Origin of the sequence: Dyadobacter sediminis, from assembly GCF_005860765.1 — a bacterium.
Classification (GTDB): domain Bacteria; phylum Bacteroidota; class Bacteroidia; order Cytophagales; family Spirosomataceae; genus Dyadobacter; species Dyadobacter sediminis.
This window is the reverse complement of sequence record NZ_VCEI01000011.1, coordinates 433449-451476: the sequence shown is the minus strand read 5'-3', so window position 1 is coordinate 451476 and position 18028 is coordinate 433449. Positions and strand designations below refer to the sequence as shown.

General features: G+C 47.0%; 12 protein-coding genes and 1 riboswitch. Of the genes, 7 read left to right on the top strand and 5 right to left on the bottom strand.

Going from position 1 to position 18028, the window contains the following annotated elements:
* Window positions 1-92: 92 nt before the first annotated feature.
* Complete coding sequence (locus tag FEM55_RS02765; protein ID WP_138279782.1) at window positions 93-605, bottom strand: cupin domain-containing protein; 513 nt, start codon at window positions 603-605, stop codon at window positions 93-95.
* A gap of 377 nt (window positions 606-982) precedes the next feature.
* Here FEM55_RS02765 and FEM55_RS02760 point away from each other — a divergent pair, with 377 nt between their 5' ends.
* A complete protein-coding gene (locus FEM55_RS02760) occupies window positions 983-1924 on the top strand; it encodes an NAD(P)-dependent alcohol dehydrogenase (RefSeq protein ID WP_138279781.1) in 942 nt (313 codons plus the stop codon).
* An 81-nt stretch (window positions 1925-2005) separates the two neighbouring features.
* On the opposite strand, the gene FEM55_RS02755 is transcribed toward FEM55_RS02760, so the two are convergent.
* Complete coding sequence (locus FEM55_RS02755; RefSeq protein ID WP_138279780.1) at window positions 2006-2986, bottom strand: helix-turn-helix transcriptional regulator; 981 nt, start codon at window positions 2984-2986, stop codon at window positions 2006-2008.
* Window positions 2987-3355: 369 nt separating this feature from the next.
* On the opposite strand from FEM55_RS02755, the gene FEM55_RS02750 reads away from it, so the two are divergent.
* Window positions 3356-5707 (top strand): ABC transporter permease, encoded by a 2352-nt coding sequence (locus FEM55_RS02750; RefSeq protein ID WP_138279779.1) that lies wholly within the window; start codon window positions 3356-3358, stop codon window positions 5705-5707.
* Between the two features lie 213 nt (window positions 5708-5920).
* Here FEM55_RS02750 and FEM55_RS02745 read toward each other — a convergent pair whose 3' ends face one another.
* Window positions 5921-9232: a glycosyl hydrolase gene (locus tag FEM55_RS02745; protein WP_138279778.1), complete on the bottom strand. Its 3312-nt coding sequence runs from the start codon at window positions 9230-9232 to the stop codon at window positions 5921-5923.
* 435 nt (window positions 9233-9667) lie between these two features.
* Between FEM55_RS02745 and FEM55_RS02740 the strand changes: the two genes are divergently transcribed.
* From FEM55_RS02740 to FEM55_RS02730, 3 genes are read left to right on the top strand one after another with little or no spacing between them, the layout of a single operon-like run.
* Window positions 9668-10042 carry a BlaI/MecI/CopY family transcriptional regulator gene (locus FEM55_RS02740; RefSeq protein WP_138279777.1) on the top strand — a complete coding sequence of 125 codons (375 nt, stop codon included), beginning with the start codon at window positions 9668-9670 and terminating at the stop codon, window positions 10040-10042.
* A gap of 12 nt (window positions 10043-10054) precedes the next feature.
* On the top strand, window positions 10055-11791 hold the full coding sequence (locus FEM55_RS02735) for a M56 family metallopeptidase (RefSeq protein ID WP_138279776.1): 1737 nt from the start codon (window positions 10055-10057) through the stop codon (window positions 11789-11791).
* Between the two features lie 3 nt (window positions 11792-11794).
* Window positions 11795-13591 (top strand): TonB family protein, encoded by a 1797-nt coding sequence (locus FEM55_RS02730; RefSeq protein ID WP_138279775.1) that lies wholly within the window; start codon window positions 11795-11797, stop codon window positions 13589-13591.
* A gap of 117 nt (window positions 13592-13708) precedes the next feature.
* On the opposite strand, the gene FEM55_RS02725 is transcribed toward FEM55_RS02730, so the two are convergent.
* On the bottom strand, window positions 13709-14386 hold the full coding sequence (locus tag FEM55_RS02725; RefSeq protein ID WP_138279774.1) for a DUF1345 domain-containing protein: 678 nt from the start codon (window positions 14384-14386) through the stop codon (window positions 13709-13711).
* Window positions 14387-14616: 230 nt separating this feature from the next.
* Between FEM55_RS02725 and FEM55_RS02720 the strand changes: the two genes are divergently transcribed.
* Window positions 14617-15693 carry a spore photoproduct lyase family protein gene (locus FEM55_RS02720; RefSeq protein ID WP_138279773.1) on the top strand — a complete coding sequence of 359 codons (1077 nt, stop codon included), beginning with the start codon at window positions 14617-14619 and terminating at the stop codon, window positions 15691-15693.
* A gap of 273 nt (window positions 15694-15966) precedes the next feature.
* On the opposite strand, the gene FEM55_RS02715 is transcribed toward FEM55_RS02720, so the two are convergent.
* Window positions 15967-16365 carry a YidH family protein gene (locus FEM55_RS02715; RefSeq protein WP_138279772.1) on the bottom strand — a complete coding sequence of 133 codons (399 nt, stop codon included), beginning with the start codon at window positions 16363-16365 and terminating at the stop codon, window positions 15967-15969.
* Between the two features lie 137 nt (window positions 16366-16502).
* A riboswitch (Fluoride riboswitch) is annotated at window positions 16503-16571 on the top strand.
* Window positions 16572-16607: 36 nt separating this feature from the next.
* Here FEM55_RS02715 and FEM55_RS02710 point away from each other — a divergent pair.
* On the top strand, window positions 16608-17933 hold the full coding sequence (locus FEM55_RS02710) for a voltage-gated chloride channel family protein (RefSeq protein WP_138279771.1): 1326 nt from the start codon (window positions 16608-16610) through the stop codon (window positions 17931-17933).
* The last annotated feature ends 95 nt before the right edge of the window (window positions 17934-18028 follow it).

Here is an 18028-nt window from a genome sequence, read left to right as displayed (position 1 = left end):
TATAGGATTATTGGTGGAGCTGCTTAGATCCTGCGGTAGTGCAAGCCAAAACGATTCTGAGCAATGGCGCTTTGCCATTGTACAAACGCTCCTTAATCCAGGAAATCAGGTGGAAATACTTGCTGGCCATACCGTTCTGCAACCTGCTGCAAATGCTGGATATACGCTTTATCCATGACGGGAAGCGGCAACAACTGGCCGTGTTCAACAGGCTGTCCGACTTCTTCGAAAAACTGTTCCAGACCCGCCGGTACAACCGTGCAGAGCAAACGGGCAGGCTTCTCCGTTTTGTTTTTGAAACTGTGCACCATACCGCCTTTGGGAATATTGACAAAGGCACCTTTTACGGCAACATAACTGCCTGTTTCTGTCTTGAATTCAATTGCTCCATCAATCACATAAAATGATTCTTCAAAACCGGCATGTGCATGCGGGCCCGGGCCGCCGCCGGGCGGAACAAGCATATCAATGGTTGCAAAAGCGCCGTTCGTGTCCTTTCCACCGGCCAGAATCCGGTAGGTGTTGCCAACAACGGAAATGCTGTTCCCTTCTTCAGGGCTACGCAAAATGGGGTTTTTTTTTCGTTCTTCATCGTCTTTATACATTTTGATTGCTGCAAAATTCGGTGTAACAACTTCCTGAAAATACCTGCAAACGACATTAAATCAGCTCCATCGGACAAAGACATTGTACCTATCAAAAGGTGCAATCAGCCAATCACTTGCTTTCCCCTTGTATCCGAGCCGTTTCTAGTGCAGGGATGTCGTTCCGGACTGTTTTTCTGACTGTCTGCGCTATTTGCCGGTTTGAAAACCGTGCAACTTTGTGGGGTTCAAACCTAAAAGACTTTCAATGAAAACGCTGATCCTGCTTTTTTCAAAAGACTTGTTACCCTTTAAAAACAAAACGGCAACAGCCACTATGAGCCTGCTTCCAGCAGCATCAGTTCAGGTCAGTCCTATTTATTTTAACCATTAAAAACATGAGAAAAGTAATTTACAACCGCTTTGGCGACGCCAATGTACTGGAATTAACCGAACAGGCAGTGCCTGTACCTGAACAGAACCAGCTGCTGATCCGGGTAAAAGCTGTTTCGATCAATCCGCTGGACTGGAAAGTGTACGGAGGTGAAATGAAACTGATGTCAGGCTCAAAATTTCCAAAATCCGTGGGCATTGATTTTTCCGGCATTGTGGAAAAAACAGGCAGCCATATCACAGGCTTTAAGACCGGCGATGAAATTATAGGCATGCTGGATGTATTCAAAGGCGGGGCGCTTGCAGACTATGTTGTCGTCAAGGAAACCGATATTGTTTTGAAACCTGCCAATACGTCGTTTGCAGAAGCCGCAGCTTTGCCCGTAACCGGACTGTCCGCTCTTCAGATCATGGATCAGCTGGCAGCGGTACAGCCGAATCAGGAAATCCTGATCAACGGTGCCAGCGGCGGGATCGGAATTTTTGCCGTACAGATTGCCAGGCAGCGCGGAGCGAAAGTGACGGCGGTGGTAAGTACCAAAAGCTTGGACGAAGCAAAGCAATGGGGAGCCGACAAGGTTATTGATTATAAAAAACAGGATATTCAGCAGTTAACGCAAAAGTTCGACGCCGTTATTGACCTTTCGGGACGGCTTACTTTTAAAGCTGCAAAAAAACGCATGAAAGACAAAGCCACCTTTGTTACCACGCTGCCTGAACCGCAGGTGCTTCTGTATTCCTTTTTCAACAATCTCTTTTCCGGGAAAAAACTGAAGATACTGATTGTAAAACCTACGGTGGAAAACCTGAAAAAACTAACCGGGCTTGCCGAACAAAATCTGCAGATCGTGCTGGACAAAACGTATTTCATCAACGAAGTCCGGAAAGCCTACAACGAGGCAAGCAAGGGCAAGATCATCGGGAAATCGGTCATATTATTTGATTGAGCGATGCGGATACCACACCTGAAACAAGAAAATACCTGAACTATCATGGAGTTTTTCCGCCGTTCGAAACTTTTGAAAAATTCAGGAGTATGAATACCTTTTCGGATTTTGGCCGTAATGTTTTTCAAACAGCCTGCTGAAATGACTCAAGTTGGAAAATCCCATTTCATAGCCGACTTCAGCAACGGAACCTTTGCCATGTTTCAGTAGAAATGCAGCTTCTTCCATTCTGGCTTGCTGGTAAAAACTGTATATGGAAGACCCGAAAGTCTGCTTGAAAAGCTGCTTGAGTTTCGATTCGCTCATTGCACTGTTGCCTGCCAGTTCTTTCAGAACAGGCGGTATGCTGAGATCTTTCAATATTTCGTTACGGATCTGAAGTAATTTCGCCGCATCGGTGCTGTTGATTGTATGATGGGCAGCGCTTTCCCGCAGCGACAGCTTGTGAAAATTCAGGTAAAGCAGTTCCTGAACCTTGATCTGCATGTAAAAGTTGCTCAGGGTATCATTCATATCTACTGCCAGCATGTTCTTTAGCAACGTCTTTGTCTCGGCATTCATGCTTTCGAAGAACAGGAACGAATTACCCGTTCCTGTTATGGTCTGGATAACCGAATTGGGTTCGTTGATGTGTATCAGTTCCTTCAGGCGCCCGGGTTTGATGGCCACGACCACATAATGGATTTGCTGATCTGCCGGAAAGCGTACTGTTGAACTGATGTCATTGGACGTGACCTGAACGGCTGAATCATCGCGCTGTGAAAAAGTGACATTCCGGTCGTCGTTGAAAGCAATGCCGAGCGACTGCTCATTGCTGTAAAAAAAGACGGTAATCAGTTCGTTTCCCATGCCGGAAGCATTCCGTTTGATGACCAGATCTTCTATCAGCAGATAATGATGAATGGTGATCTTGAAATCTTGTCCGAACTCCAGTTTACGGATAAAACCCTGACCGAGACTTTCAGGTATCTCCAGAACGCCGTTGTGAATAGTGGCATGAATATGACGTGCAAAGTAAGTCATAAAGTCAAAATCAGGCGTTGCAGAGAAACTGAATATCATAAGAGCGGATCCATTTTGGCCGGAAATCGGCATCCTTAACGGACTGGAAATTATCATTACGCGCTGGAAATTGCAAGAACAGGCGCTCATTTGTCATCAGTGTTTATGGTAATTCCTGCTTCAAAGCCATGTACTTCTCAGGTTCGTATGCATTGATGAACGGCTTTGTACAAATCGAATTCGTGTATCCTTTGCAGCCTGTCCATGCGGATGACTCATGTTCAGTTTGGAAATCCCATGTTCATTAACGGACAATACCGGAAAAGCAAGTTACTGATTAATAGGCAATTAAAATATGGTACATTTTTTAGGCATAGCAGATGGTTACCTGATTATTCCATTTTACAACCTTTCTATAAACACCGGATCATGCTTCAAAATTATTTTAAAGTTGCTGTAAGGAGTTTGTTGAAAAACAAGCTTTTTTCATTCATTAATATCTTTGGACTGGCACTGGGCATGTCTTGCAGCCTTTTGATCTGGCTGTGGGTGCAGGATGAAATTTCCTACAACCGTTTCTATCCCAATTTGAGCCGGATTTACTTCATCCGGTCAGGTTTCGACTGGAAAGGTCAGACCGGCGCCGGTATGGCTACGCCCGGACCGTGGCAGGAAGCCATTCAGAAGCAGGTTCCCGAAGTTGCAGCGATTACAAAAATTACCTGGAACCGCGATCTGCTCATCAAGGCGGGTGAAAAATCCACCAAAGAAAACGGTATTTACGCCACAGACGATTTCTTCAAAGTCTTCGTGACACCTTTTATACACGGCAACGCCGCCAGCGCCATTTCGCAACCTACTTCCATTGCGATCTCGCGCAAGCTGGCAGAAAAGTATTTCGGTTCGGGAAATGCAATCGGCAAAATGATGAAAGTGGACAACAAAGCCAATTTTACAGTAAGTGCTGTTTTTGAAGACATTCCACTGAACGCCACCGAACGATTCGACTGGATTATTAACTTTAAAGTACAGGAGCAGGACTGGATGAAATGGTGGGGCAACTCCAGCTTTAAAACCTACGCGCTGCTCACACAGAATGCCAATGCGGCCCATGCCGAAAAGGTGATGCGTCAGGTTATCAAAAAGAGTGCGCCGCCCGAACTGCTCAGTTTTCCTTTGCTTCAGCGTTTTGAAGATGTTCATTTGTATTCCGACTATAAAGGACTTCAGGCCGCGGGCGGGCGGATCGAGTATGTGCGGGTGTTTTCTGTTGTAGCTATCTTTATCCTGCTTATTGCGTGCGTCAACTTTATGAACCTGGCTACGGCACGTTCTGTAAAAAGGGCAAAAGAAGTAGGCGTTCGCAAAGTAGTCGGTGCAGAAAGGAAATACCTGACCATGCAGTTTCTGGGCGAATCGCTGATCGTGAGCATTCTTGCCTCCATCCTGGCATTGTTTTTTATTATGGCCGTCTTGCCGTTTTTTAATGAAGTGGTTCAAAAACAGTTTACACTTTCCTTTTCCGATCCCTCGTTATGGCTTTCGCTTACGGCCTTGTTGCTGATTACCGGTTTGCTGGCCGGAAGTTACCCCGCATTGTACATGTCCGCGCTGCAGCCCATCCGAATCCTGAAAGGCAGGCTTGCTTTTACGACGCAAGGCGCTTATCTCCGGAAAGGACTGGTTGTGTTTCAGTTTGTCCTTTCCATTTTTCTGATTACAGGCATGCTGGTCATCGGACGCCAGATGAATTACATTCAGACAAAAAGATTAGGGCTGGACAGGGAAAATGTACTGTACATTCCGATCGAGGGTATTCTCATTGACAAACTGGAAGTCGCGCGTCAGGAAATCATTAATTCTCCGTTTGTGATGGCGGCCACATCAACAGGTGCCATTCCCACCAATATCACCAGCAATTCCGGTGACCTGGACTGGACGGGGCGTGACAAGGATCTTGACAATACGGTAAACGCGACTTTCGTCGGATATGATTTTACAAAAACCATGAATATCAAAATGGTTGACGGCCGTGATTTTTCAAAAGATTTTGCAGCAGATACGGCCAACTACATCATCAATGAAGCTGCTGCCCGAATGATGAAAATGAAAGATCCCGTGGGAAAGCAGGTGGGTTTCTGGATGGGCAAGGGAACCATTGTCGGTGTTATGAAAGACTTTCACCTTTCCACATTTCATGAAGCGATAAAGCCTTTGATTCTGGTCAATTACAAAGGGCTTAACACCGAATACCTGATGATCAGAGCACAGTCCGGGAAAACAAAGGAAGCGCTCGACCATGTTGAAAAAGTAACTAAAAGCCTGAATCCTGATTATCCGTTTTCCTATCACTTCCTGGATCAGGATTATGAAAAAATGTACCGTTCCGAAATGATTGTCAACACGCTGATCAAATGTTTCGGATTGCTGGCCATTGTGATTTCCTGTCTCGGCCTGCTCGGACTTGCTGCCTTTACCGCTGAACAGCGCACGAAGGAAATCGGTATCCGGAAAGTGCTGGGAGCCAATGTAGGCAATGTGGTCGCTTTGCTTTCCAGGGATTTCGTCAAACTGGTCCTTCTTGCCATTGTACTTTCCACTCCGCTGGCCTGGTATGCAACCAGCCACTGGCTGCAAGGTTTTGTATACCGCATTGATTTGTCCTGGGAGATTTTCGCAACGGCAGGAGGCATGGCCATTTGCATCGCATTGTTTACGGTAAGTTTCCAGAGCATCAAAGCCGCCATTGTCAATCCGGTAAAATCCCTGAAAGCAGAATAGCAAAGCTGCTTCGATATCGGAAAATCCCAGCCCATCGCCAACGGCTCAAAGCTGTCAGCGATGGGCTTCTTCAAAGCAATCACTTATCCTGAATGAAACGTCCTCTTCCAGCACGCAGCCTGCATGGCTTGAATCACTTTATGCGTAAGGTTATAGGGCCTGCACGCTTCTGCTTTAAACAAGCATGCAAGCCTTATGTTTGTTGCAGCCATTTTATTTGACTCCTGCTTCTCTGTATTCTAGCAGGCGCACCGGCCCGATCAGGCCGGAAGGAAGCAACGACGCATCCGCCTTGTAGAAAGGTATGGTTGTAAAGGTAACCTTGTTCGTTACTCCGGGCTGTGCGTCGCCGATCACTCGGTTTACCCACAGATTAGTCACACTGATTTGCAAAAGGTTTTCACCTGGTTTCAACGCATCTGTAATGGCTATCCGGAAAGGCTTTTTCCATACGGTACCCACCTTTTTTCCGTTTACGGTAACTTCGGCAATGTTTTTTACATCACCCAGATCAAGGATATAGGAGCTGTTCCTGCCGACGGTTTTCAGCGCGATCCTGTTTTCGTAAATGGCGGTACCGGAAAAGTATTTTATTCCAGTATCGGCATTCTCCGAAAGTGATACGAGTGTTTTGAAAACAGCTTGCGGCGGAGCTCCCCTGCCCTGCTGAAAACTGACTTTCCAATTGCCTTTTACAACAGCAACTTCCGATTCTTTAACTGCCGGTTTTGTGAAAGAAGCTGCTGTTCCCTTTCCTTCAAAAAGGACAAAACAGGCTTCCCATGATTCAAACTTTAAAGGTATAACAGTCCGGCCGTCCTGAATTCGATAAGTTACTTTCTCCATTTTGCCTGTTTCCGGATTCCACAATTGCGGTACTTTTCCTGTCACCCGAAAGCTGATTTCTGCTTCACCGGGATTATCGCTTCTGTTATCCAGCCAGTAAATGTCTGCATCCGCAGTCTGGCGGTGTACGTAAAGGATTTTGGGTGCGGCTCCTGAAATATCCACATCTTTTTCAATTTCCAGTTCCTTGAGAACCGCATCTACCGGTTTGCCTGAAACATTCGGGTTACTCCAGATCTCATTGACCAGCGTTGTAAATTCCGCAGCATTGTCACCGAGGCCCGGGCTGTATTCCGGCTTTGTGCCTGCTACTTTCATGCCTGCTTTGACCAGCTCACCCAGTTTTTTCAATACGGGCAAAGTCATTGCCTTTGCCGTGGAATCCAGCACAAGGAGGCGGTATTGCTGGCCGCTTGGCGCCACAATCATTCCATTTTCGATCCGGATTGCCTCTTTGAGAACCGTTGCATTGGCAAAATCATATGCATAGCCCGAAGGCATTGCAGGCAGTTTTTGGGCAAAAGCCTGCGTTATGTTGTTGTTTTCACCGTAGTAATAAAGAATATCCACTACCGGCTTTCCCTGCTGCAACAGAAAACAGCTTCGCGCAAGATAATCCGTCCAGACTTTTGCCTGTTCTGCCCAGGTTTCCTGCCTTGTAAAATACTGTCCGAAAGGTCCGAGCGAAATCCCGGGTTTTTTATCGTCCAGCGGCTGATGTACCGAAGTATGAACCACAAAACGGTTCAGGCCCGAAGCCATTTCCAGATCTGCAGTCCGTTTCAGTTTCTCCGGATGCCAGCTGAAAGCATTGCCGACGGAAGTCATCGATTCGGCGGCTACAAGATTCTGTCCGTAAATATGTGCGACGGATGCAGCTTCGCGTATATCGGCCTCACTGCGTACCTCTTCGTCGGCACCGCCCGCCAGACTGCCCGGCGTCCACATGGCGGACATCGGAATATCGGCTTTTCTTTTTACGTCCATTCCGTCGGCCAGAAAAATGCGCCCGTTTTCGTGCGATTCGGTATAGCGTTTCATTCCGCGGGCGTGCAAAGCGTCGCCGATGACTTCATAGTGATTGGCAACAATCATCTCACCGATGGTTCTGCGGAAATCCCAGAGAAATTTTTCACTTGCCTCGGCACTTTGGATCACACGTCCTGTTAATACAGGAATCCATGGCGTAATGGGATAGCCGCGGCGTTTTCTGAATTCTTCCGGCATCGCCTTCGTCCACGTCATATGGCCGGCTTCGTAGCTGTCCAGAACCATGTGGCTCAATGCCTGAGCGCCAAGTTGTCCGCCGGTTGCATCCTTGTACATGTCCAGATACGTTTCAATGTATTTGCCAACGGCAACTTTGTCCAGCTTGTCCACTTCCAGACCGGTCGCTTCCGGGGAAGCCGGGTGATTTTGTCTGCCTGTAATTGAGTATCCCATACGCAGTACGATCCAGTTTCCGGCGGGTGGTGTCCAGTTGAGTGTTCCATCGGCAGTCATCCGGGAAGTCAGATCCACGATTTCTGTCATTGGAACAGCCTCTGCATCTTTCCTGACCAGCGTAGGCGTATTTTCTTTCCATGGACTGAAACCTGCCTTTTCTTCAAACAAATCCACACGGTCTGTATTGTGAAGTACAATTTCAGCGACCTGCACACCTTCCGGTTTGGGCGTTTCCTGCTTTCCTCCGAACATTTCGGCAAATGGGTTGCCTTGCGGTTGCAGAGTTTGGAATGTAAACCGGAAATATCTGGCTGTAACCGGCACAATGCTCATCGTATTCTGCGGAACGGTGCTGCCTTTGATCGCCACCACCTCCCGGAAATTCACGCCATCATCACTCACTTTCAAGGTCCGGTTATCGGGTGCACCTCTGAATTCCGCCAGCTCTCCTCCGCTGCTGGCGCCGGCAATCGTGAAAGCCTTTACTGTCTGCGGATTGTCAAAGGCATACTGAATCCACATGTCCTGCCCTACTTCCATCGGCGGCAACAACGTCGATTTTGCCAGATCGCCATCCGTCAGTTCGGCCAGGCTGAACGTGCCGCCGCTTGATGAAATTGTCGGATTCAATGCATCCAGCTGTGTTTCCGCTGCCGGCAAGCGATATGCAATTACTGCCGCATCCGCGTAAAAAGCTTTTTTCTCCCCTACTGGCACGTCCAGCATATTGTTTCCCACCGGCACATTCTGAAAGCTTCCCGTTGTATTGGACGGCGATAAAAGTTTTCCTGAAAATGCCTGTCCTCCTGTCAATCTGGTTTCTGTCCACACATATTTTTTCATGGCATTGCTGGCCGTTACCCACGGACCGCCCGTTACGCTCCATCCCGGAGAGGCTGCAATGGTCATTTCAAGGCGGAGTTTTTTGGCAAGATCCGTCGTGTGCCTGAAAGCGTCTTTCCATTCCGGCGTCATGAACACTAGCTTCTCAGGTGTAACCTGCGGTGTAAAAAGACTGGCGTCAAAATTCTGAAAACCGCCGATGCCCACACGGTCCATCCATTCCAGATCTTTGGTTATTCCATCTTTCGTAATGTTTCCGTTCATCCAATGCCACCAAACGCGTGGCCTTGCGGCATTCGGCGGATTTTGAAAACCTTCCTGCAATGCGGATGGCTGCGCAAATGAAAGTGCCGGAAAAAAGATCCAGGCCAGAACAGTCACTTTTTTCATGGAAAACCAATTTGGATGATAAACCTAAGGACAAAACCAGAACTGTATTCAAAAGCAGATTCTAACGCCAACTTACCTGTCGCATTAATGTTTGTTGTTGCTGGCTGTCAGCTGTTGACTGTTGGCTGAATGCTACTGACTTAAAGCAAAGGGCCAGTGTCTACCGGCACCAAATCACCAACTCCGAATTAACAGCCAAACCATACATGACTACGCATGACCACACATGACTACACATGACTACGCATGACCGATTAGCAAACAATTTACAATTGATAAGCGAACAACTTATGACTGCTTGCCAACAGCCAAAAGCCATCCGCATTCAAAAAAGGGTGTTAATGTTAAATAACTAAAAAAATAGTTTTGAAACTAAATAAATAGTCTTACCTTTGATCCTACAATCCAATCCAAGTTTAATACCATTTGTACATCATGGAAATTCGCACATTGACGCGCGCCGAAGAAGAAGTAATGAAGATTCTCTGGCAACTGAAAAAGGCATTTGTTAAAGACATCCTTGCCGAAATGCCTGAACCCAAACCGGCCTACAACACGGTTTCAACCATAATCCGCATTCTTGAGAAAAAAGAAGTCGTCGGGTATACGGCTTACGGAAAAACACATGAGTACTTCCCACTCATCAGTGAAGAGGAATACAAGCGCCACGAGATAAAACAATTGATGGTCAATTATTTTGACAATTCACTGCCGAATCTGGTTTCCTTCTTCGTGAAAGACAATGATCTGAAAACAAAGGATCTGGAAGAAATCATGAAGCTGATCGACCGGCATAAAAACGAACAATAAACCTTGCATGCCATGGAAATGCTATTGTACATCGGCAAAGTGAATCTGTACTGGGTTCTGCTTTTGGCCTGTTACCGGTTGATGCTCCGGAATCATACCTTTTTCCAGTATAACCGCATTTATCTGCTGGGTTCCATTGTTGTCGCTTTTGCACTGCCCTTTGTGATTTATCCGGCCGATGCACCGCCTATTCCGGTTATTTATGAAGTAAATACCACCATAGCTGAAATTTCCTTTGCAAAGCAGGAACAGCAGCTCTTCACCTGGATGGATGCCGTATGGATCCTGTACGCATCCGGACTGGCCGTCGCGGGTTTTTTCCTGCTCCGGAACATTTTTCAGCTGCGCATGTTCATCCGATCCGGCGAACAGATTGAGCTGGACGATTGCACTGTTGTGATGATCCATTCCAATCAAATCGGTTCTTTTTCTTTCCTGAAATGGATTGTCATTAACCGGAACGATTACGAAAGCCATTTTGATGATATTCTGTCTCATGAAATGGTCCATACCCGGCAATGGCACAGCGCAGACATTCTCTTTGTCGAGATCATGAAAGTACTGTTCTGGTTCAACCCGGTTCTGGTTCTTTACAAGCAGGACTTGCAGCAGGTCCACGAATTTCTGGCAGATTCAAAAGCTTCCAATCGTGAAAGTTATGCGCGGTTTCTGGTAAGCTACGCATTGAATGCACCGGCGACTTCATTAACAAACCATTTTTTCAAACCATCTCAAATCAAATCCCGAATTCAAATGATCTACAAAAACAGAAGCTCGAAATGGTTGCTGGGCACTTACCTGGCAGCAGCTACACTGATCGGCGCCACCGCCGTGTTTGTGGCCGGATGTGAACAAAAAGAAGACCAACAGCCGGAAACGGCACAGGCAAGAAAGGAAAAAATGCCTGACAAGGTTTTTACCGAAGTGGACGAAGTGCCAAAATTTCCGGGAGGTGAAACGGCCATGTTCCAGTTTTTGGGAAAAAACATCAAATATCCGACCGCCGCGGCGAAGGCAGGAGTTCAGGGTAAAGTATTTGTTTCCTTTATAGTCAACGAAGCGGGTGCCGTTCAGAATGTAACTGTTGAAAAAGGCATCGGATTCGGATGTGACGAGGAAGCGGCCCGCGTTATCAAAAGCTTTTCGGCCTGGACACCCGGCGAGCAAAACGGAAACAAGGTAAATGTAAAACTCACCTTGCCGATCAACTTTATGCTGGAAGAAAACGCATCGAAAAAGCTTTCTGCAGAAGACAGTCAAAACAATCCGTTGTACCTGGTCGATGGTCAGGAAATGAAAAAAGAAGATGTGGAAAAAATAGTACCGCACAAAATTGCTTCTGTTAATGTGATCAAGGATCAAAAAGCATTGACTGCCTATGGCAGCAAAGGCAGGGACGGTGTCATCGAGATCAGCACCAGACCGTCCAAACCGGACGCATCACAACAGGCCACCATCGTGTATATTTCGGATCAAAAATCAACGGAAAGCAAGGCGCCTTCCAGAACGGACAAGCTAGATCCGGGCATTGCACCAGACGTAAAAATGCAGGTGAAAGGCAACGAACCCCTGCTCCCGGAACCTTTGTATATTATTGACGGCGTAAAACAAAAACGCGGCTTTGGCACGAAAGCTCTGGATCCTGAAAAAATTCAGTCCATTAACGTACTGAAAGATCAGAGCGCCACAGCGCCATACGGAGAAGAAGGCCGGAACGGCGTAATTCTGATCACTACCAAGAAAAACTAGGATATGGAATTGCTGAGTTATCTGGCCAGGACAAACCTTTATCTGATCCTGTTCTGTTCTACTTATTGGCTGTTTCTCAGCAAACATACCTTTTTTCAGTGGAACAGGTTTTATCTGCTTGGTTCGGTTGCGGCGTCTTTTCTGCTTCCCGCCATTGTGTTTTACAGCGATGCCGCTGTGCCCGCAGCTGGTTCCGGGGTCATGGAAACAGCAGAGATGCATCAAGCGCCTGTGCGGGTTGCCGAAGAAACAGACTACATGCCCGTTGTACTGCTTGGATGCTACGCAGCCGGTGCACTTTTCATGCTGATCAATTTACTAAGGTCATTCCGGAGGCTTTTTTTGCTGGTCAGAACCGGCGAACACATTCAACTTGAAGATTATACGCTGGTTTTTACAGAACATTCCGGAAACGGATACAGCGGTTCTTTCTCGTTTTTCAGATGGATGTTCGTCAGTCGCCTGGACTATGAAACGAATCCGGATACCATCATCCGTCACGAGCACGTACACATCCGGCAGCTGCACAGCATGGATATTCTGCTGATTGAATTGCTGAAAGTCGTTTTCTGGATGAACCCGGCAGTGTGGTTTTACAAACGTGCCATGCAGTCGGTGCATGAATACCTGGCCGATCAGGAAGCTGCAAACCGGGAAAGTTACGCGGCGTTTCTGGTTGCCTATGCATTGAAAATGCCTGTACAAATGCTTGTCAATCATTTTTCAAATTCTTCATTACTTAAAGACAGAATCAAAATGATCTATAAAAACCGTACACCCAAGTGGCTGCTCAGCAAGTACCTGCTGATTTTACCGCTGGCCGTGATTACCGTATTGTACACCGCTGCCAGAAAACATATACCTCTCCCCGTTACTTATCCGGCGCATGCGCAGCCAAAAGACATACTGGTTCAGGGAACCGTTTCTGATCCAGGCGGCAAGGGGATTTCGGGTGCCATTGTCATTGTTAAAAATACAAATCAGGGAGTTGCAACAGACGTAAACGGAAAATTTGAACTGACGAACATAGCAGAGAATGCGGTATTGGTAGCCAGTCAAATTCAATATAAAACCAGTGAAATGGCGCTCAGTAAAGCGAAAACCCGCTATGATTTTATCATGGAACGGGATGAAACCGTTTCAAAAAATATAACCATTCCTGTGGAACGGACAGCTTCAAAACCAATACCTGTGAAAACCGCCGATTCCAACAGCAATGCCCTGAAGACAGAGGAGCAAAAGCCCGAATTTCCCGGTGGCTATGCGGCCCTGCTGGAATACCTGCAAAACAGCATTAAATATCCGGCAGCCGCCCTTAAAGCCAATGTAGAAGGTATTGTAATCGTCCGGTTTGTCGTAGACCAGGCAGGTATGTTGAACAGTATTACCATTGTAAAAGGAGTGGGTTTCGGGCTGGATGCGGAATCCATCCGTCTGGTGAAAAACATGCCCAAATGGAAACCGGGAATCCAGAACGGCAAGCCGCTGGAAATGGCTCAGACCATTGAAATCAGATTCGATCTGGCCACTGCAAAGGGTGATATGCGGCAGGGATTTCACCTGCCGAGTCCCACTCCCGCTCTCAATTTCCGGATTGCCAGAGTAAAGATTGAAGAAATTTTCAGTTCATCGCTGGCCTTTTTTGAACCGGAAACTTTTAATCCTTACCAGATTCCGCCGAAGGCCGAATACCGATACACTCCCGATTCAAGCCATTACCGTTTTATGAATTACAATCATGGCTGGCCGAATTACAATGCATCAACAACTGGCCCGGCGCGCTTGTTCAAAAACAAATGATATGAAGATGTAACGCATAGAAACAACGCGATATCATTTTGCCTAAATCCACTTCATGACAATCCCTGACAATTTCTGACAGTTCCTTAATGACTATACAACCTTTTCCAATCCTACCTATTTCTGCATCAATCCTGAAACGATGTTGATACTAAAGGCAACGATGACGGTATTGAATGCAAAAGACAGCAAGCTGTGGACCAGCACCAGTCTTCGGATTTCTTTGGAATTGATGGTAACGTCAGAAACCTGAAAAGTCATTCCCAGTACAAATGAAAAATATGTAAAGTCAAGATAATCGGGCTGATCCTCATCCGGAAAATCCAGCCCGGCGGGCTTTTGATTTTTATTTCTGTCGGTGTTTTTTACATTCTGATAGTAAAGATGCGCATACCGCATGGTAAAAATCGTGTGTACCAGACACCAGGAAGAAATTACACAAGCCAGTGACAGCAGGATATGTCCGTCCAGATCAGCTTGCGAGGAAGTCTGGCTGCTGCTTTGCAAGAGGATCAATATGGCAAAAAGGCTGGCAAATGCGGCTGTAACGGTAAATAGAAAAATCAGGGTTCTGCTGGAATCCTGAGCAAAAACTTCCTTTTTCACCTCTGAAGGATGCGAGCTGAGAATCGTTACCCAGGAAAGAAAAAGGCTTGTCAGACAGTACGAAAGCCATGTAAGCATGACGTGCACAGGAACTGAGCACTTTCCGTACAGGACAAAAAAGGCGAATAAACCGGAAGTTAAAGAAATATATAGCTTGTGATGTGCATCCAGTCTGTTAATAAATTTCATGTAAAATCCGGTTCAATTGGCGTGTTACGGCTATTGGCTACAACCGATCCGCATTATGCTGACCGGGAATGTGAAGGTTTAAAATTAGTGAATTGCAAGGCATAATCAACTTCCCGGTTTCTTTCAGCAGGAATTGAAGCAGACAATTGCATGAAAACGAACATTCCGTTTTCTTCCGGTGGCATAGCTGGCAACATTTTAGTATAAAGGTTGTAAAAAACAACGTAGCTATGCTTCATCAAAAAACCATTGACGACCTTCTGACCATTCATCAAATTTACCTGGAACCTGATGTGCCCAAATACCAGCGCGGGCGCGAGATCCTAACCAAATATCCTCACGCCGAACACATCGAGGTAGAATCACACTGGAAGATACCCGAGCTTTTCGGTTTCGAAGGATCGGTGGACGACTGGCTCTGGAACAAAAAGAACGTGCTCATACTGGGTACGAAGAAAGGTCTGGTTTGCCGGCCGAATACCCGCAGTTCACACTGGATCGCACCTTCGCAATCCAATGGCTGCGCCATGTCCTGCTCGTACTGCTATGTGCCCAGACGCAAAGGGTTTGCCAATCCTATCTCCATTTTTGTCAATATCGAACAGATTATGGGCCATCTCAGCAGACATGCAGCGCGGCAGGGGGTAAAACCCGAACCGGACCAGACTGACCCCGAGTACTGGGTATATGAGATCGGTGAAAATGGCGACTGCTCTGCTGACGCTGCGATCTGCGACAACGTGAAAGACCTGATCGGCCTTTATACAGAGCTGCCAAATGCCAAGCTGACCTTTGCAACCAAATTTGTCAACCGTGAAATGCTCAGTTATGACCCGCAGCGAAAAACGCGCATCCGGTTCAGTCTGATGCCGCATAAGATGTCGCGTCTGGTGGATGTGCGCACCACACCGATCAGTGAACGAATTGCGGTTATGAACGATTTTCATGAGGCCGGTTACGAAGTCAATGTCAGTTTTGCCCCGGTTATTTACTATGATGGCTGGCTGGATGACTGGCATGCGCTTTTTGAAGAGTTGAACGATGTTCTGAATGAACAAACCAAGGCACAGCTCGCCACAGAGATCATTTGTCTGACGCACAATGACCGGCTGCATGAAGTAAACCTGGGCTGGCACCCCAAAGCCGAAGACGTACTCTGGAAACCGGAAATTCAACAGGTGAAGTACAGTCAGACAGGCCAGCGGAATGTCCGTTACAAAAATAACGTCAAAAAAGAAGTGGTTACGGAACTGGTTGAAGCTGTGAAGACACAGCTTCCCTATTGCAAGATCCGCTATGCATTTTAGATCGCTAGCCCGAATGCAAGTCAGGATCCGCATTGTTCAAACAGCAACTTAACGATTTCTATTCTGTGATTTAAAACTATAAACCCATTTCAGGTGTAAGGCATAACCTGTTTTACGTGAAAGCCTTATACCTGAAAATGCCAATCCCTGCTCCTGCTTCGGTATTTTCAGACATTCAATGTTTTTGGATGATGTAAAAAGGTACACTTGGCAATTGGCCAATTGAAATCACAAACCAACTGTAAATCGCCGTACATTCTATCACGTGATTCCTTACGTGGTTTTAACCAGATAAACAATCAGCAGAATGCTTGTCAGAAAAATAACCGCCGTCATGGCTTTGATCAGTAGCGAAGACTGATAATAGTCACCCCGTTCCAGTTGCTTTTTGGTGGCCGAATAACGCACATAGGAAAAGAGCGTCGCCAAAGCACCCAGGCTGACCAGCAAAACACCGATGACCGGAGAAAATCCCGTAGCAGGTACCGGGGCCTTACTTCCGAGCGCAGCGGCAATTTGTCTGATGAACAATGAAAATTTGACCACCACAAAGCCAAACCCCATAATGCCTATACTGGTGCGGATCCAGGCAAGGAATGTTCTTTCATTGGCCAGGTGATCCCCGGCATTCTTTTTATGCGACCTGTCGCTTTCTGTTTCTCTCATCTTCATGCTGAACTTTGAAATGGCTTAATCTGCCGGAAAATGGTTCACAAAAATGCTGCCAACCGGCTCTCGTCTGTTCTTTGCAGATTCCGGTGGCCAGCTACTGTTAGGGCTTTTTACATACTTTTAGCTTACATTTGCCTTACAGAACAGGAAATGGTGTCTTCCTGCAGGAACCGCCCTTTAAAAAGGCTGATGGCGCCTATTGGAATCAAATTATATTTGTTCAACTAATAGGTATGTTTAAAATGTCAGCTTTCCGCTATCGTCTTTCTGAAAAGCCCGAATCGGTCTTCCGGAAATTTCCAATCGTTTTTTATACGGTCAAATGGCTGTTCCTATCTGTTTTAATCGGACTTCTGGTTGGCTCTGCTTCCGCCTTTTTTCTGGTTTCGCTGGATTGGGCTACGCGGTTCAGGGAAAGCAACCCGTGGATCATTGCACTGCTGCCATTGGCCGGCTTTGTGATCGGATGCATGTACCACTATTTTGGAAAGGAAGTAGAAGCAGGAAATAACCTGCTGCTGGAGAATATCAACCGGCCTTCCGGAATCATCTCCATCAAAATGGCGCCATTTGTACTCGTTGGGACCATTGCTACCCACCTGTTCGGAGGCTCTGCGGGCAGAGAAGGCACCGCGCTGCAGATCGGAGGCTCTATCGCCGACCAGTTTACGCGGTTTCTTGGCCTGCGTCCCCGCGACAGAAAACTCATTCTCATTGCGGGAATAGCAGCCGGTTTCGGCTCGGTGTTTGGAACGCCGCTTGCCGGAGGCATTTTCGGCCTTGAAGTATTTTTGATAGGCAGCCTGCGGTACAATGCACTTCTGCCTGCTTTTGCAGCTTCAGTATTTGCGGATATGACGACCAAAGCCTGGCACGTAGGACATACTTCTTATCATATCGATCGCATTCCCGAGCTCTCGCCCCTCAACGTATTTTATGCCGTGGCAGCCGGGGCGGTTTTCGGTGCCGGTTCAGTAGTGTTCAGCCGCCTCACCCATTTCACAAGCAGCCTGTTTAAGCGTAAAATTTTGTTTCCGCCATTCCGGCCCGCAATTGGCGGCACCATAGTGGCGCTGGCAGTATTTGGGTTGGGAACTACCCGTTACATCGGTCTTGGTATTCCGGTCATTCTGGAATCCTTCACCGTGCAACTTCCGCCCTACGATTTTGCACTTAAAATCATATTTACTGCCGTTACACTTGGTGCCGCTTTCAAAGGAGGCGAAGTGACACCCCTGTTTTTCATTGGAGCTACCCTCGGCAATGCCCTTTCCTGCTTTATTCCCCTGCCAACCGGCCTTCTGGCCGGAATGGGCTTCGTTGCAGTGTTTGCCGGAGCTGCCAACACACCGCTGGCATGCATCCTGATGGCCATGGAATTATTTGGAGCTGAATGCGGGGTGTACGTGGCAATAGCCTGCATCATGGCCTATTTCTTTTCAGGACACCGGGGAATTTATGGCGCCCAGCGTGTGGGCCAGCCCAAGCACATCCTGTACAAACAGCATGTAGGCCGCATGCTCTCGGACTTACGTACAGATAAAAAACCAATAGATGAAAAAAGCTGACATTGTGCAGCATCTTTTTTACTGTGAATGACCAGTAACCAACGTCGTTTATTTAAACCCCGTCACTTTTAGGATTGTTTTACCCTGCGCAATCG

What these genes read in the sequence shown, in the direction of transcription:
- FEM55_RS02765 (WP_138279782.1), bottom strand. Translation starts at nt 605, where the DNA reads ATGTATAAAGACGATGAAGAACGAAAAAAAAACCCCATTTTGCGTAGC.
- FEM55_RS02760 (WP_138279781.1), top strand. Translation starts at nt 983, where the DNA reads ATGAGAAAAGTAATTTACAACCGCTTTGGCGACGCCAATGTACTGGAA.
- FEM55_RS02755 (WP_138279780.1), bottom strand. Translation starts at nt 2,986, where the DNA reads ATGATATTCAGTTTCTCTGCAACGCCTGATTTTGACTTTATGACTTAC.
- FEM55_RS02750 (WP_138279779.1), top strand. Translation starts at nt 3,356, where the DNA reads ATGCTTCAAAATTATTTTAAAGTTGCTGTAAGGAGTTTGTTGAAAAAC.
- FEM55_RS02745 (WP_138279778.1), bottom strand. Translation starts at nt 9,232, where the DNA reads ATGAAAAAAGTGACTGTTCTGGCCTGGATCTTTTTTCCGGCACTTTCA.
- FEM55_RS02740 (WP_138279777.1), top strand. Translation starts at nt 9,668, where the DNA reads ATGGAAATTCGCACATTGACGCGCGCCGAAGAAGAAGTAATGAAGATT.
- FEM55_RS02735 (WP_138279776.1), top strand. Translation starts at nt 10,055, where the DNA reads ATGGAAATGCTATTGTACATCGGCAAAGTGAATCTGTACTGGGTTCTG.
- FEM55_RS02730 (WP_138279775.1), top strand. Translation starts at nt 11,795, where the DNA reads ATGGAATTGCTGAGTTATCTGGCCAGGACAAACCTTTATCTGATCCTG.
- FEM55_RS02725 (WP_138279774.1), bottom strand. Translation starts at nt 14,386, where the DNA reads ATGAAATTTATTAACAGACTGGATGCACATCACAAGCTATATATTTCT.
- FEM55_RS02720 (WP_138279773.1), top strand. Translation starts at nt 14,617, where the DNA reads ATGCTTCATCAAAAAACCATTGACGACCTTCTGACCATTCATCAAATT.
- FEM55_RS02715 (WP_138279772.1), bottom strand. Translation starts at nt 16,365, where the DNA reads ATGAAGATGAGAGAAACAGAAAGCGACAGGTCGCATAAAAAGAATGCC.
- FEM55_RS02710 (WP_138279771.1), top strand. Translation starts at nt 16,608, where the DNA reads ATGTCAGCTTTCCGCTATCGTCTTTCTGAAAAGCCCGAATCGGTCTTC.